The organism is Paenirhizobium selenitireducens ATCC BAA-1503, from assembly GCF_000518785.1.
Classification (GTDB): Bacteria; Pseudomonadota; Alphaproteobacteria; order Rhizobiales; family Rhizobiaceae; genus Allorhizobium; species Allorhizobium selenitireducens.
The window spans coordinates 128,853-142,489 of the sequence record NZ_JAEG01000009.1 but is presented as its reverse complement, the minus strand read 5'-3'; the positions used below and the strand labels follow the sequence as shown (position 1 = coordinate 142,489).

Here is a 13,637-nt window from a genome sequence, read left to right as displayed (position 1 = left end):
GGGCATCACCCCTCACCAGACTTTTGAAAATACACAAGAAAACGGTGGTAACGACCATGGACAGCCGCAGCCGGCTGCAGGAGCTTTTGCCAAAGCTCGTGCTGGCACCCAGTTTCCTTATCGTGCTCGTCTTCGTCTACGGCTTCATCGCCTATACGGGCTTTCTGTCGATGACGGACAGCAAGATGCTGCCGTCCTACAATTTCGTCGGCCTCGCCAACTACACCAAGCTCTGGGCGCTGCCGCACTGGTGGCGAGCCCTCGGCAATCTCGGTATCTTCGCCTCGCTCTACATCGTCATCTGCTCGGTGCTCGGCCTTGGGCTTGCCATCCTGCTCGACCAGAAGATCCGCGCCGAGGGGCTTCTGCGGCCGATCTATCTCTATCCGATGGCGCTTTCCTTCATCGTCACCGGCACCGCGTGGAAGTGGTTCCTCGATCCCGGCATCGGTCTTGAGAACACCATGCATCTCTGGGGCTGGGAAAGCTTCGCCTTCGACTGGATCAAGGATCGCAACTACGCCATCTACTGCGTGGTAATCGCTGCCGTCTGGCAGTCCTCCGGCTTCGTCATGGCCATGTTCCTGGCCGGCCTGCGCGGCGTCGACAACGAGATCATCAAGGCCGCCCAGATCGACGGCGCCTCCACCGCCACCGTCTATCGCCGCATCATCATCCCGCTGATGCGCCCGGTCTTCCTTTCGGCCTTTGTCGTGCTCGCCCATCTCGCCATCAAGGCCTACGACCTCGTCGTGGCGCTGACCGGCGGCGGGCCGGGGCAGGCGACCGAAGTGCCGGCCACCTTCATGTATTCCTACACCTTCACCCGCAACCAGATGGGCATCGGCGCGTCCTCGGCGATCATCATGCTGATCATGATCTTCTCGATCATCGTGCCTTACCTCTATTCCGAAATCCGCGGAGGAAAACGCTGATGAGCGCGTCGAGCCCCGACAATGTCATCTCGCACGGCCGCCTGACGCGGGCGCTGATCTACACGGCGCTGATCCTGTTCGCCGTCTACTACATGCTGCCGCTCTACGTGATGGTGGTGAATTCGCTGAAGCCCCTGGAGGAGATCCGCCAGGGCGGCATGCTCAACCTGCCGAAGGTCTGGACGATCGAGCCCTGGCTATCGGCCTGGTCGACCGCGCAGATCGGCGTCCAGCCGACGGGCCTCAAGCCCTTCTTTATCAACTCGATCCTGATGGTCGTGCCGGCCGTGGCGATCTCGACCATCATCGGCGCGCTCAACGGTTATGTGCTGACCAAGTGGCGCTTCCCGGGCTCCAACGTCTTCTTCGGGCTGCTGCTCTTGTCCTGCTTCATCCCGTTCCAGATCGTGCTGATCCCGATGGCCCGCATCCTCGGCATCCTGGGCCTCGCCGGTTCGATCTGGGGCCTGATCATGGTGCATGTGATCTACGGCCTCGGCTTCACCACGCTCTATTTCCGCAACTATTACGAGGCCTTCCCGACCGAACTGGTGCGGGCGGCGCAGATCGACGGCGCGAGCTTCTTCCAGATCTTCCGCCGCATTCTCCTGCCGTCCTCCGGTCCGATCATCGTCGTCTCGGTCATCTGGCAGTTCACCAATATCTGGAACGACTTCCTGTTCGGCGCCTCGTTCTCCGGCGCCTCCTCGACGCCGATGACGGTTGCGCTCAACAACCTCGTTTCGTCCTCGACCGGGGTCAAGGAATACAATGTCCACTTCGCGGGCGCGATCCTCGCCGCCCTGCCCACCCTCATCGTCTATATCGTTTCCGGGCGATATTTCGTGCGCGGCCTGATGTCCGGCGCCGTGAAAGGATAACCATCATGTCGTTTCTGCAGATTTCTCACCTCCGCAAGTCCTACGGCGCGCTCGAAATCCTGAAGGACATCAATCTCGAGATCGAGGAGGGCGGCTTCCTCGTACTGGTCGGCCCGTCCGGTTGCGGCAAGTCGACCCTGCTCAATACGATTGCCGGGCTGGAGCCGATCACGTCGGGCGAAATCTCGATCAATGGCCGCAACGTCGCCGGCCTGCCGCCGTCGAAACGCGACATCGCCATGGTGTTCCAGTCCTACGCGCTCTACCCGAACATGACGGTGGCCGGAAACATCGCCTTCGGCATGGAGATCCGCAAGGTTCCGAAGGAAGAGCGCGAAAAGGCGATCGCCGGCGTGGCCGAGATGCTGCAGATCGGCCATCTGCTCGACCGCAAGCCGAGCCAGCTGTCGGGCGGCCAGCGCCAGCGCGTCGCGATGGGCCGCGCCCTGGTGCGCAATCCGCAGGTCTTCCTGTTCGACGAGCCGCTATCCAACCTCGATGCCAAGCTGCGCGTCGATATGCGCACCGAGATCAAGCGCCTGCACGCCCGCATGAAGACCACCATCGTCTACGTCACGCATGACCAGATCGAGGCGATGACGCTGGCGACCAAGATCGCCGTGCTGAAGGATGGCGTGCTGCAGCAGTTCGGCTCCCCGGCGGAAATCTACAACAACCCCGCCAACATGTTCGTCGCCGATTTCATGGGATCTCCGGCGATGAATCTCTTGACCGCCAGGGTCGAGAACGGGGCAGGCGGTCTGGCGATCACGCTCGACCGCCCGGGCAGCACGCCGCTGTCCCTGCCGCTTGCCGTCGACAAGGCGGCGCTCGCCGCCCATGCCGGCCGCGACGTCGTGTTCGGCATCCGTCCCGAGGCGCTGACGGACCCGGACGGTTCCGACCGCAATGCCCGGACGCTGGTCGAAGGCGAGTGCCTGATCGAGGTGGTCGAACCCGCCGGCTCGGATACTTTCGCCGTCACCAAGCTCGGCGGCAAGGAAGTCGTCGCGCGCCTTCGGGCCGATGCCCGCATCGTCGCCGGCCAGACGGCCAAGCTCGCCTTCAATCTCGACAAGGCGGTCTTCTTCGATCCGAAGACGCAAAGCCGGATCGCCTGAGTACAGCCATGACAACGACGCCCGACATCGTCATCATCGGCTCGGGGATCGGCGGCTCGACGGTTGCCGCGGGGCTCGCGCCGTCCGGCGCCAGGATCCTGATCCTCGAGGCCGGCGATCATATCGCCGACCGGCCGGAAAACCGCGACCAGCGGGCGATCTTCCAGCGCGGGCATTTCCGCCCGAAGGAGATGTGGTACGAGGCCGACGGCACGGCCTTCAATCCCGGCAACTACTACAATGTCGGCGGCAATTCGAAATTCTACGGTGCGGTCCTGGTGCGCTACCGCGCCGAGGATTTTGCCGAGATGAAGCATCGCGAAGGCGTCTCGCCGGCCTGGCCCTTCCCCTACGAGGAGCTGGAGCCCTGGTACACCGAGGCGGAGCGGCTCTACCAGGTGCATGGTGCGCTCGGCGAGGATCCGACCGAGCCCGCACATTCGGCGCCTTATGCCTTTCCACCCGTGCCGGACGAACCGGCCATCGCCGCGATACGCCGGAAGCTGAAAGAGAACGGCCTGCATCCTTATTCCCTACCGCTCGGCCTCGATCTCGACCGCTGGCTCGCCAAGGCGAAGACCCCCTGGGACGCGCATCCGAACGCCCAGGACGGCAAGATGGACGCCGAGACGACGGCGCTGGCCACGGCGCTCCAGCATGCCAATGTCACGTTGCAGGTCCGCTCGCGCGTCACGCGGCTCGAAACCTCCGAGGATGGCCGCCGCATCGTCGCCGTGCATGTGCTGCGCGACGGCGTCGCGGAACGGATCGCGCCCCGCCTCGTCATTCTTTCGGCCGGCGCCGTGCAGTCGGCGGCCCTTCTGCTGCGTTCGGCGAATGATCGCCATCCGCGTGGTCTGGCGAACTCTTCCGACCAGGTCGGCCGCAACTTCATGAACCACAATTCGAGCGCCGTGCTGGCGCTCTCGCCCTTCTACCGCAACACATCGATCTACCAGAAGACCTTCGGCTTTAACGATTTCTATCTCTCGGATGGCAAGGGCGGGGCGCCGCTCGGCAATGTCCAGCTGCTCGGCCGCGTCTCCGGCCAGATCCTCAAGGCCAACATGCCCAAAGTGCCGGAATGGCTGCTGGACCGCGTGTCGCGCCACGCGATCGACTTCTACGCCATGAGCGAGGACATTCCCCATCCGGAGAGCCGCGTCATGGTCGATGGTGACCGGATCATCCTCAAATGGCACCGCACCAACTGGGACGCCCATCTTGATCTCGTCGCCCATCTGAAACGCGCCCTGAAGGCTGCCGGCTTCCCGATCGTGCTGTCGCGCCCCTTCGACAAGCGCACGCCCTCGCATCAGTGCGGCACGGTGCGCATCGGCGATGATCCGGCGACCGCACCGCTCGACGTCTGGTGCCGGGCTTACGATCATCCCAACCTCTTCGTCGTCGATGCAGCCTGCCTGCCGACGTCCGCCGCCGTCAATCCGGCATTGACGGTTGCCGCCCAGGCGCTGCGCGTCGCGGCGCATATCCGCAGGGAGGACCTTGCCGCATGACCCGTTCCCGTCCTCTTGCGATCGTCACCGGCGGCCGGCGCGGCATCGGCCTCGGCATTGCCCGGGCGCTGGCCGCCGATGGCTTCGACCTTGCCGTCACCGGCCTCGGGCCACTTGCCGCCGAAGACGGCGTGCTGGCCGATCTCGAAACGCGGGGCGTCGAGGCCGCCTATTTCGAGGCCGACCTCGCCGAGGTCGCTGGCCATGCGACGACGGTGGAGAAGATCATGGCGCGTTTCGGCCGGATCGACTGCCTCGTCAACAATGCCGGCATGGGCTCGGTCGTACGCGGCGATTTCCTCGGGCTGACGCCGGAGAATTTCGACCGCATCATCGCCACCAACCTGCGCGGAACCGTGTTCTTCACCCAGGCGGTGCTGAAGGCCATGCTGGCGCAGGCGGCACCTGCCGCGGCGCGCGCGATCGTCAACATCACCTCCGTCTCGGCGGAGCTCAGTTCACCGGAGCGCCTCGACTACTGCATGAGCAAGGCCGGGCTTTCGGCCTTCAGCAAGGGGCTCGCCCTCTATCTTGCGGAAAAGGGCATCGGCGTTTTCGAGATCCGCCCCGGCATCATCCGCACCGACATGACCGCGGGCGTTGCCGGCAAGTATGACGCGCTGATCGCGGACGGCCTGGTGCCGATGAAGCGCTGGGGCGAACCGGACGACATCGGCGGCGTGGTCTCGGCGCTTGCCTCCGGCCGTTTTGCCTTCGCCACCGGCTCGGTGATCGATCTCGATGGCGGGCTGTCGATCGGAAGGCTGTGATTTTACCTCCCCCTTGAGGGGGGAGGTCGCGGCGTCGCCGCGGGTGGGGGTGACCGGCCGATTGCGTGTGCGTTCACCCCACCCCGGCACTGCGTGCCGACCCTCCCCCTCAAGGGGAGGGTGGACGAATGACTTGAGGAAGATGCGATGACCTACGACTACATCATCACCGGCGCCGGTCCGGCCGGCTGCGTGCTCGCCAACCGGCTGTCCGAGGACCCGGACGTCAAGGTTCTGCTGCTGGAGGCGGGCGGCGGGGACTGGAATCCGCTGTTCCACATGCCGGCGGGCTTTGCCAAGATGACCAAGGGCGTCGCCAGCTGGGGTTGGGAAACCGTGCCGCAGAAGCATATGAAGGGCCGCGTACTGCGCTATACCCAGGCCAAGGTGATCGGCGGCGGCTCCTCGATCAACGCCCAGCTCTATACCCGCGGCAATGCCGCCGACTACGATCTCTGGGCCTCCGAGGACGGTTGCGAGGGCTGGGACTATCGCTCGGTCCTGCCCTATTTCAAGCGGGCCGAGGACAACCAGCGTTTTGCCGACGACTACCATTCCTATGGTGGCCCGCTCGGCGTCTCCATGCCGGTCTCGGCGCTGCCGATCTGCGACGCCTATATCCGCGCCGGCCAGGAACTCGGCATCCCATACAATCATGACTTCAATGGAAAGCAGCAGGCCGGCGTCGGCTTCTACCAGCTCACCCAGCGCAACCGCCGCCGCTCTTCCGCCTCGCTCGCCTATCTGTCGCCGATCAAGGATCGCGAGAACCTGACGATCCGCACCGGCGCCCGCGTCGCCCGTATCATGCTCGAAGGCACGCGCGCCGTCGGCGTGGAAGTGGTCACCGGCCGGGGTGTCGAGACGATCCGCGCCGAGCGGGAGGTGCTGGTTTCCTCCGGCGCGATCGGCTCGCCGAAACTGCTGCTGCAATCGGGCATCGGCCCGGCCGATCACCTGAAGTCGGTGGGCGTCGAAGTCCGGCACGACCTGCCGGGCGTCGGCTCCAACATGCAGGACCACCTCGACCTCTTCGTCATTTCCGAATGCACCGGCGATCATACCTATGACGGGGTGGCGAAACTGCATCGTACGCTATGGGCCGGCATCGAATATGTGCTCTTCCGCACCGGGCCGGTCGCCTCTTCGCTCTTCGAGACGGGTGGCTTCTGGTATGCCGATCCGCAGGCGCGCTCGCCGGACATCCAGTTCCATCTCGGTCTCGGCTCTGGCATCGAAGCAGGCGTCGAGAAGCTGAAGAATGCCGGCGTGACGCTCAATTCCGCCTATCTCCATCCGCGCTCGCGCGGCACGGTGCGTCTCTCCTCGTCCGATCCCGCGGCCGCGCCGTTGATCGACCCGAACTACTGGGAGGATCCGCACGATCGCAAGATGTCGATCGAGGGGCTGAAGATCGCCCGCGAGATCTTCCAGCAAGCGGCGCTGAAGCCTTACATCATGGCCGAGCGGCTGCCCGGTCCGAAGGTCATGACCGACGAAGAACTGTTCGACTACGGCTGCGCCAACGCCAAGACCGACCACCACCCCGTGGGCACCTGCAAGATGGGCAGCGACGCCATGGCGGTGGTCGGACTGGACCTCAAGGTGCGCGGCCTTGAGGGCCTTCGTGTCTGCGACAGTTCGGTCATGCCGCGGGTTCCCTCCTGCAATACCAATGCCCCGACCATCATGGTGGGCGAAAAGGGCGCCGACATCATCCGCGATCGCGTCCCCCTGCCGCCGACGGTCTTCACCCATGAACGTAACGACCAGCGCCCCCGGGCGCGGGCGAACATCCGATAGGGCCTTTCATGATCCGTCACTGCGTCTTCATCCGCTTCAAGCCCGAAACGCCGAAGGAAGCCAAGGCAGAAATTTACGCCGAGATCGCCGCGCTGAAATCGCGGTTGCCCGGCTTTCTGGCTGCCCATATCGGCGACAATGTCAGCCCGGAGGTCGGCATGGACAAGGGCTATGGTGAGGGCTTCGTCGTCGATTTCGATGGACCGGCGGCGCGGGACGCCTATCTTGCCGATCCGGAACACCAGAAGACCGGCGCCAGGATCGTCGACAACGCCGTCGGCGGCCTCGACGGCATTCTGGTCTATGACATCGAGATAGCGGACCAGAATTCGTGACCCTGACCGACCCACGCGCCTTCCTGACATCGCTTTTCGAGGCGGCAGTCCTTGCTGCCGATCCCTATGCGGCGATCAAGGCGCATCTTCCGGAAAAACCCAAGGGCCGCACCATCGTCATCGGCGCCGGCAAGGCGGCAAGCCAGATGGCGGCCGCCTTCGAGCGGCTGTGGGACGGTCCGCTCGAAGGACTGGTGGTCGCGCGCCACGGCCCGGTCGAACGATGCGAACGCATCACGGTCCTGCAATCGGCGCATCCGGTTCCGGACGAGGCGGGATTGCGGGCGTCGGATGCCCTGTTGAAGAGGGTCGAGGGCCTGAGCGAAGACGACCTCGTCGTGGCGCTGATCTCCGGCGGTGGCTCGGCGCTGCTGCCTGCCCCGCCGAACGGGCTGACGCTTGCCGACGAGATTGCCGTCAACAAGGCGCTGCTCGCCTCCGGCGCGCCGATCTCGGCGATGAACGTGGTGAGAAAACATGTCTCGCGCATCAAGGGCGGGCGCCTGGCCGCAGCCTGTGCGCCCGCCCGCGTCGTCAGCCTGATCGTTTCCGACGTGCCGGGCGACAACCCAGCCTTCGTCGCCTCGGGGCCGACCGTGCCGTCGAAATCCTCCCCCGCGGAGGCGCTGGCGATCATCGCCGAATATGGAATGCAACTCCCCTCCGCCGTCATGGCCCACCTGAAAACCGAAGCCGCCGACGCGCCGGATCCGACAGACCCGGTCTTTGCCCGTAACGAGGTCCACGTGATCGCCTCCGCCCGCGTCTCGCTGGAGGCGGCCGCGCACAAGGCGGAAGAACTCGGCATCCCGGCCGTGATCCTCTCCGACGCCATCGAGGGCGAGGCCCGAGACATTGGCCGCATGCATGCAGCGATCGCACGGGAGGTGAGGGAGCGGAACCGGCCCTTCACCCGGCCGGTGGTGATCCTCTCCGGCGGCGAGACGACGGTGACGATCTCCAACGACCGCTACGGCAAGGGCGGGAGAAACAGCGAACTCCTGCTGTCGCTGGCCCTCGATATCGACGGAAGCGCCGGCATTCATGCGCTCGCGGCCGATACCGATGGCATTGACGGTTCGGAGAACAATGCCGGCGCCTTCGCCGACGGCATGACGGCGGCACGGATCCGCGCGGCCGGCGGCGATCCGCGGGCGTTGCTTGGCGGTCATGATGCCTGGTCGGCCTTCTCGCTTGCCGACAGCCTGTTCGTTCCGGGCCCGACTGGCACCAATGTCAATGATTTCCGCGCAATGCTGGTGACGGACGACTAGGCAGTCGGCGTCCACGCGGCGAGCGTCGCAAGCCCCTTGGCGAGCAGCGCTTCGGCCGCCGCCTGATCCGTGGCCTCGACATAACAGCGCATTTCCGGCGCATTGCCCGAGGGGCGGAAGTGAACGACGCTGTCGTCGGCAAGGGTGATCCGCAGCCCGTCGATGTCGCTCACCGACTTGACCTGGCCGAGCGGCGCGACGAATCCCTTAAGATTGTCCGCCGAGGCTCTGAGGTGCGCCATCAGCGCCGCGCTGCGTTCGACGGCAAAATTCTCCAGCCGGTCGCTGAGCGCGATCGGCAGGCTGTAGGCTGTTGCCAGCGCCGAGAGCGACTGGCCGGCCTTGGCCGCCGTACCGAGCACGGCGAGGGCCGGCAGAAAACTGTCGCGCGTCGGAAGCGCCTTGAGCACGCCGGTGCCCACGGAAAAATCCGAGCCGAGCATCAGGCCGCCATTGGCCTCGAAGCCGATGACCCCCTCCTTGCCGGCGGCGAGCGCTTCCTCCATCGCCGCAATCACGAAGGGCGACCCCACCCGCGTGCGCACCACGTCGAAGCCGCCGGCGGCCTCCAGGCCGGAATTGGAGGTCACCGGCGTCGCCACCAGCTTTGCCCCGAGGAAACGGGTGGCGATGAGGCCGAGAAAGTCGCCGCGCAGCGGCTGGCCGTGTTCGTCGGCCACCAGCGGCCGATCGCCGTCGCCGTCCGTCGAAACGATCGCATCGAGCGACAGCTCATCCGTCCAGTGGGCCATCAACCGGACCGTCTCGTCCGAGACGGCCTCCGTGTCGACGGGAATGAACTGCTCGGAACGGCCGAGCGGAAAGACGGTCGCGCCATAGTACTCGAACACCTTGACCATCATGTCGCGGGCAACCGTGCTGTGCTGGTAGATACCGATACGCAGGCCCTTGAGAGCCTCCGCCGGCAGCACTGCCGTGTTGCGCGCGAGAAAGAGGCCGGTCGCGGCCTGTTCATGGTTCTCGCCCGACCCCGCTTCGACCAGATTGGCGACGGCATCGTCGGAAAGCGCGTCGGCAAGGGCGGTGATCGCCGTTTCGTCGGCCTTGGTGATCTCTTCGCCCGGGCGGTAGAACTTGATGCCGTTGCGGTCGGCCGGGATGTGCGAGCCGGTCACCATGATGCCCGCCGCGCCGATCTTGCCGCCATAAAGCGCCAGTGCCGGTGTGGGGATCGGGCCGCAATCGATGGGCTTCAGGCCGGCGCGTCTGAGCGCCGCCATGACGGTCGCGACGATTTCCGGGCTCGATGGGCGGAAATCCTGGGCGACGACGACCGGGCTGCCGGGGATGGCCAGCTTGTGGTCGAGCAGGAACCGGGCAAAGGCCGTGGCGTAGAGCGCAGACACGCTGCCGACCAGTTCCGTGGAAAGCCCGCGCAGGCCGCTCGTGCCGAATTTCACTGCCATGTCGTCAAGCTCCTGTTCCTGCCGCAAGAAATGCTGTCGGTGGCATAGGTAGAGTGACAATAGAGTTCAGGCAATGGCGGAGCTTCGCCAAGGTATCTGCGGGGCGGCAGCGCAGAACGCAGGATTGCAGCCCGCAGGGCCGTTACTCCGCCGGCATGCCCTGGCGGGCGAAGGCTTCGAACCGTTCGCCGCGCATCATGTGGATCTGCTCGTCGCGTGAATGCGTGATGCCGACGCGTTCGTAGAAGGCCTGGGCGGACAGATTGGCCTGATCGACCGAGAGCCTGAGATGGCGGGCGCCGCGGGCATATCCGCGGGCGGCGGCGACCTGAAGCAGGCGTTCACCGATTCGGTTTCCCCGGAACCTGGCGTCGACATAGAGGTCCTGGACATAGATCCCCGGCTGGCCGCGCCAGGTGGAAAAACTCGAAAAGCTCAGGCACATGCCGGCGAACTGCCCGTCTACCTCGGCAATCAGCGCTTCGAAGGCCGGCCGTTCGCCGAAGCCGTGGGCAAGCAGATCCGCCGGCGTGCTTTCGATCTTGTGCTCGTCGCCGGTATGGCGCGCGAGCGCCAGAAGCGCTTCGTGCAGCGTGCCCACATCGTCGGCGCGGGCTTCGCGGATCGTGACATTTGCTGATTCGGACATTGAAACTCCCTCAGACGGCGACCTGGAGACCGAACTTGCACTCAGGCTTTCGATGTCACCGACCGGAACATCCTCCAAGTCGGGAGAATTTCCAAATAGCGCCGAACAATGTCAGCCATAAATCTCGGGAATGACCGGAGTGCGAGCCAAGGGCCAAAACGAAAAGAGCCTGGCGCGGGAGGAGGTGCGCCAGGCTCTTGAACTTGATCGGCAATTGGGAGGAGGAGGAGTATTGCCGATCCTATCTCGCGGCACTGGGAGGAGGAGTGCGCCGCTTCGATGGTTTTAATTTATTCCAATTGGCGCTGATTGCCAGTTCTATTGCTGCAATGCAGCAGTGCGTTTTTCGCATAACTCGTTACGACTTCGCAGGAACGATGAGGCAAGATCCCGCAAAACTCAGGGTGAAAACGGCGCGCTCGCCAAAAAACTGATCATTCCTTGGGCGAATTCTCCCAAGGTTGCCCGTCGGGACGCAAGGATGGGTTCGTCAGCGTGTTCACGCTTCGACGGGGGCAGGGCATTCGGCGGTTTGGCTCCAGGTTGGCGACGTAGTCCGGCTTGTCGGTCGTCATGCTTTTTTCATTTGCTTCCTGCTGCGGAGCGGAGAAACTGCGCGCCGAACGGTCGAAGCCTCGACTGAAACACCAGACGATTTCCCGCCGGAGCCGCATCGCATGAAGCCGAACATCCTGCTTGTCACCGCCGACCAGTGGCGCGGTGACTGTCTGTCCGCCATCGGCCATCCGACGGTCAGGACGCCGAATGTCGATGCACTGGCCAGGGAGGGCGTTCTGTTCCGCCGTCACTATGCCGGAGCCGCGCCCTGTTCGCCGGCCCGTGCAACGCTTTACACCGGCCTCTACCAGGCGAATCACCGCGTCTGCCAGAACGGTTCGCCGCTTGATGCCCGCTTCGACAATGTGGCGCTGGCTGCGCGACGCGCCGGCTATGAACCGACGCTGTTCGGCTATACCGACGTCTCGCCCGATCCGCGCGCGGTCGATCCCCAGGACCCGGTGCTCACCAGCTATGAAGGCGTGCTGCCCGGCTTCACCGTCGGCCAGATCCTGCTTGAGCACGAGAAGCAATGGCTTTCCTGGCTGCGCTCGAAGGGTCGGACCGAGGCCTTGACCCGCGACGTCCACAGGACGGAACACCTCGGCGCACCGCCCGCCTATTCGAGCGACGAGACGCAGACCGCCTTCCTGACCGATGCCTTCCTCAACTGGCGGGAGATCCAGGATCGCCCCTGGTTTGCCCACATCTCCTTTCTGAGACCGCACCCGCCCTTCTGCGTGCCGGAGCCCTATGCCAGCATGTTCATGCCGGGCGACGGACCGGCCTATGCCCGCGCCGCCGACCGGCAGGATGAGGCAGACCTGCATCCGTTCCTGCGATTCGCCATGGCCACCCAGCAGAAATCAAGCTTCGTCCAGGGGGCGGAGGGGCCGGTCAGCGACTGGGACGCGGCGGATCTCGATCGTATCCGCGCCACCTATTTCGGCATGATCGCCGAGGTCGATGCGCAATTCGGCCGGATCGTCGCCGCGCTTCACGACAGCGGTCAGTGGGATAACACAATCATCGTCTTCACCTCCGATCATGCCGAGATGATGGGCGACCATTGGAGCCTCGGCAAGGGCGGCTATCACGAGGGCAGCTATCACATTCCGCTCGTCATCCGGGATCCTGCGGCGATCGCGGCCGCCGGCCGGCAGGTCGATGCCTTCACCAGCGCCGCCGATATCATGCCGACGCTCTGCGAACGGCTTGGTCTTGTCCCGCGCAATCACCAGGACGGCCATTCCCTGTTGCCGTTCGTCGCCGGCCGAAAACCGGAGCACTGGCGGGACGCGGCCTTCTTCGAATTCGATTTCCGCGATGTGGTGAACGGCGCGCGCGAGGCGCAGTTCGGTCTGCGCTCCGACCAGTGCAACCTGTCGGTGCTGCGCGACGAGGCGTTCAAGTACGTGAATTTTTCCGGGATGCCGCCGCTGTTGTTCGACCTGAAGGCGGATCCGATGGAACTGCGCAATGTCGCGGAAGATCCGGCCTTCCTCGCGATTCGCCTGCGCTACGCGGAAAAGCTGCTGGCACTTCGGGCGACCCATCTCGACCAGACGCTTGCCTTCACCGAACTGACGGGCGAGGGTCCAGTCAGCCGGCCGACGCGGTAGTCTGCGCAGCGCCGGGGGCGATCGTCCGGGCTCGGGCGAAAGCGGTAGTGCTTTGCCCTGCTTTCGGTTATAGCCGGCGGCAACGACATTCATCGCGATCTGGAGACAATGATGGCAGCGACGATCCGCTATCACGAAGGTGACATTTCCGCAGCCGACGCGGCCCGCTATACCGGGGCGATCGCCATCGACACCGAAACGCTGGGCCTCGTGCCGCGCCGCGACCGTCTGTGCGTAGTGCAGCTGTCGTCGGGCGACGGCACGGCCGATGTGATCCGCATCGCGGCCGGCCAGAAGGAAGCGCCGAACCTGGTCGCCATGCTGGCCGACCAGAGCCGCGAGAAGATCTTCCATTTCGGCCGCTTCGACATTGCGGTGCTCTTCCACACCTTCGGCGTGACCACCACGCCGGTCTTCTGCACCAAGATCGCCTCGCGCCTGAGCCGCACCTATACGGACCGCCATGGCCTGAAGGACAATCTGAAGGAGATGCTGGAGGTCGATATCTCCAAGGCGCAGCAGTCTTCCGACTGGGCGGCCGAGATCCTGTCTCCGGCGCAGCTTGAATATGCAGCCTCCGACGTGCTCTACCTGCATGCCCTGCGCGACAAGCAGACCGCGCGCCTTGTGCGCGACGGACGCATGGAGCATGCCAGGGCCTGCTTCGAATTCCTGCCGACGCGCGCCAAGCTCGATCTGCTCGGCTGGGAAGAAACCGACATCTTCGCCCACGCCTGATCCCTTT

At 64.8% G+C, this 13,637-nt stretch carries 14 protein-coding genes; 11 read left to right on the top strand and 3 right to left on the bottom strand.

The features are described 5' to 3' along the window. Positions 1–56: 56 nt before the first annotated feature. From L867_RS0114025 to L867_RS0113990, 8 genes are all read left to right on the top strand, one after another. On the top strand, positions 57–935 hold the full coding sequence (locus L867_RS0114025) for a carbohydrate ABC transporter permease (protein ID WP_028737482.1): 879 nt from the start codon (positions 57–59) through the stop codon (positions 933–935). Beyond that, entirely contained in the window at positions 935–1,816 is an 882-nt protein-coding gene (locus tag L867_RS0114020; protein WP_028737481.1) for a carbohydrate ABC transporter permease, read from the top strand. Before L867_RS0114025 ends, L867_RS0114020 begins: the two co-directional genes overlap by 1 nt. 5 nt (positions 1,817–1,821) lie before the next feature. Beyond that, positions 1,822–2,937, top strand: coding sequence for an ABC transporter ATP-binding protein (locus L867_RS0114015; RefSeq protein ID WP_028737480.1), 1,116 nt, complete (start codon positions 1,822–1,824; stop codon positions 2,935–2,937). An 8-nt stretch (positions 2,938–2,945) separates the two neighbouring features. After that, positions 2,946–4,454, top strand: a complete 1,509-nt coding sequence (locus L867_RS0114010) for an FAD-dependent oxidoreductase (RefSeq protein ID WP_028737479.1) — start codon at positions 2,946–2,948, stop codon at positions 4,452–4,454. Further along, positions 4,451–5,224 carry a 3-ketoacyl-ACP reductase gene (locus L867_RS0114005; protein ID WP_028737478.1) on the top strand — a complete coding sequence of 258 codons (774 nt, stop codon included), beginning with the start codon at positions 4,451–4,453 and terminating at the stop codon, positions 5,222–5,224. The genes L867_RS0114010 and L867_RS0114005 overlap by 4 nt, the downstream gene beginning before the upstream one ends. Before the next feature lie 147 nt (positions 5,225–5,371). Further along, positions 5,372–7,027 carry a GMC family oxidoreductase gene (locus L867_RS0114000; RefSeq protein ID WP_028737477.1) on the top strand — a complete coding sequence of 552 codons (1,656 nt, stop codon included), beginning with the start codon at positions 5,372–5,374 and terminating at the stop codon, positions 7,025–7,027. A gap of 8 nt (positions 7,028–7,035) precedes the next feature. Further along, positions 7,036–7,362, top strand: coding sequence for a Dabb family protein (locus L867_RS0113995; RefSeq protein ID WP_028737476.1), 327 nt, complete (start codon positions 7,036–7,038; stop codon positions 7,360–7,362). Then, positions 7,359–8,636 carry a glycerate kinase type-2 family protein gene (locus L867_RS0113990; RefSeq protein ID WP_028737475.1) on the top strand — a complete coding sequence of 426 codons (1,278 nt, stop codon included), beginning with the start codon at positions 7,359–7,361 and terminating at the stop codon, positions 8,634–8,636. Before L867_RS0113995 ends, L867_RS0113990 begins: the two co-directional genes overlap by 4 nt. Here L867_RS0113990 and L867_RS0113985 read toward each other — a convergent pair. Then, the gene (locus L867_RS0113985; protein ID WP_028737474.1) at positions 8,633–10,063 is read right to left on the bottom strand and encodes a phosphomannomutase; all 1,431 of its coding nucleotides are present in this window, start codon (positions 10,061–10,063) and stop codon (positions 8,633–8,635) included. The genes L867_RS0113990 and L867_RS0113985 overlap by 4 nt on opposite strands. A gap of 142 nt (positions 10,064–10,205) precedes the next feature. Beyond that, complete coding sequence (locus L867_RS0113980) at positions 10,206–10,712, bottom strand: GNAT family N-acetyltransferase (RefSeq protein ID WP_028737473.1); 507 nt, start codon at positions 10,710–10,712, stop codon at positions 10,206–10,208. Positions 10,713–10,909: 197 nt separating this feature from the next. Between L867_RS0113980 and L867_RS27410 the strand changes: the two genes are divergently transcribed. Continuing rightward, a complete protein-coding gene (locus tag L867_RS27410) occupies positions 10,910–11,146 on the top strand; it encodes a hypothetical protein (protein ID WP_104368077.1) in 237 nt (78 codons plus the stop codon). Here the strand turns inward: L867_RS27410 and L867_RS27405 are convergent, their stop codons facing one another. Further along, positions 11,147–11,287: a hypothetical protein gene (locus tag L867_RS27405; protein ID WP_156951567.1), complete on the bottom strand. Its 141-nt coding sequence runs from the start codon at positions 11,285–11,287 to the stop codon at positions 11,147–11,149. It abuts the gene before it with no gap. Between the two features lie 102 nt (positions 11,288–11,389). Between L867_RS27405 and L867_RS0113975 the strand changes: the two genes are divergently transcribed. Further along, entirely contained in the window at positions 11,390–12,892 is a 1,503-nt protein-coding gene (locus tag L867_RS0113975) for an alkaline phosphatase family protein (protein WP_028737472.1), read from the top strand. A 111-nt stretch (positions 12,893–13,003) separates the two neighbouring features. Beyond that, a complete protein-coding gene (locus L867_RS0113970; protein WP_028737471.1) occupies positions 13,004–13,630 on the top strand; it encodes a ribonuclease D in 627 nt (208 codons plus the stop codon). The last annotated feature ends 7 nt before the right edge of the window (positions 13,631–13,637 follow it).

Excerpts from the sequence above, each read along its gene's own strand:
- L867_RS0114025 (WP_028737482.1), top strand. The coding sequence starts at position 57 with ATGGACAGCCGCAGCCGGCTGCAGGAGCTTTTGCCAAAGCTCGTGCTG.
- L867_RS0114020 (WP_028737481.1), top strand. The coding sequence starts at position 935 with ATGAGCGCGTCGAGCCCCGACAATGTCATCTCGCACGGCCGCCTGACG.
- L867_RS0114015 (WP_028737480.1), top strand. The coding sequence starts at position 1,822 with ATGTCGTTTCTGCAGATTTCTCACCTCCGCAAGTCCTACGGCGCGCTC.
- L867_RS0114010 (WP_028737479.1), top strand. The coding sequence starts at position 2,946 with ATGACAACGACGCCCGACATCGTCATCATCGGCTCGGGGATCGGCGGC.
- L867_RS0114005 (WP_028737478.1), top strand. The coding sequence starts at position 4,451 with ATGACCCGTTCCCGTCCTCTTGCGATCGTCACCGGCGGCCGGCGCGGC.
- L867_RS0114000 (WP_028737477.1), top strand. The coding sequence starts at position 5,372 with ATGACCTACGACTACATCATCACCGGCGCCGGTCCGGCCGGCTGCGTG.
- L867_RS0113995 (WP_028737476.1), top strand. The coding sequence starts at position 7,036 with ATGATCCGTCACTGCGTCTTCATCCGCTTCAAGCCCGAAACGCCGAAG.
- L867_RS0113985 (WP_028737474.1), bottom strand. The coding sequence starts at position 10,063 with ATGGCAGTGAAATTCGGCACGAGCGGCCTGCGCGGGCTTTCCACGGAA.
- L867_RS0113980 (WP_028737473.1), bottom strand. The coding sequence starts at position 10,712 with ATGTCCGAATCAGCAAATGTCACGATCCGCGAAGCCCGCGCCGACGAT.
- L867_RS27405 (WP_156951567.1), bottom strand. The coding sequence starts at position 11,287 with ATGACGACCGACAAGCCGGACTACGTCGCCAACCTGGAGCCAAACCGC.
- L867_RS0113975 (WP_028737472.1), top strand. The coding sequence starts at position 11,390 with ATGAAGCCGAACATCCTGCTTGTCACCGCCGACCAGTGGCGCGGTGAC.
- L867_RS0113970 (WP_028737471.1), top strand. The coding sequence starts at position 13,004 with ATGGCAGCGACGATCCGCTATCACGAAGGTGACATTTCCGCAGCCGAC.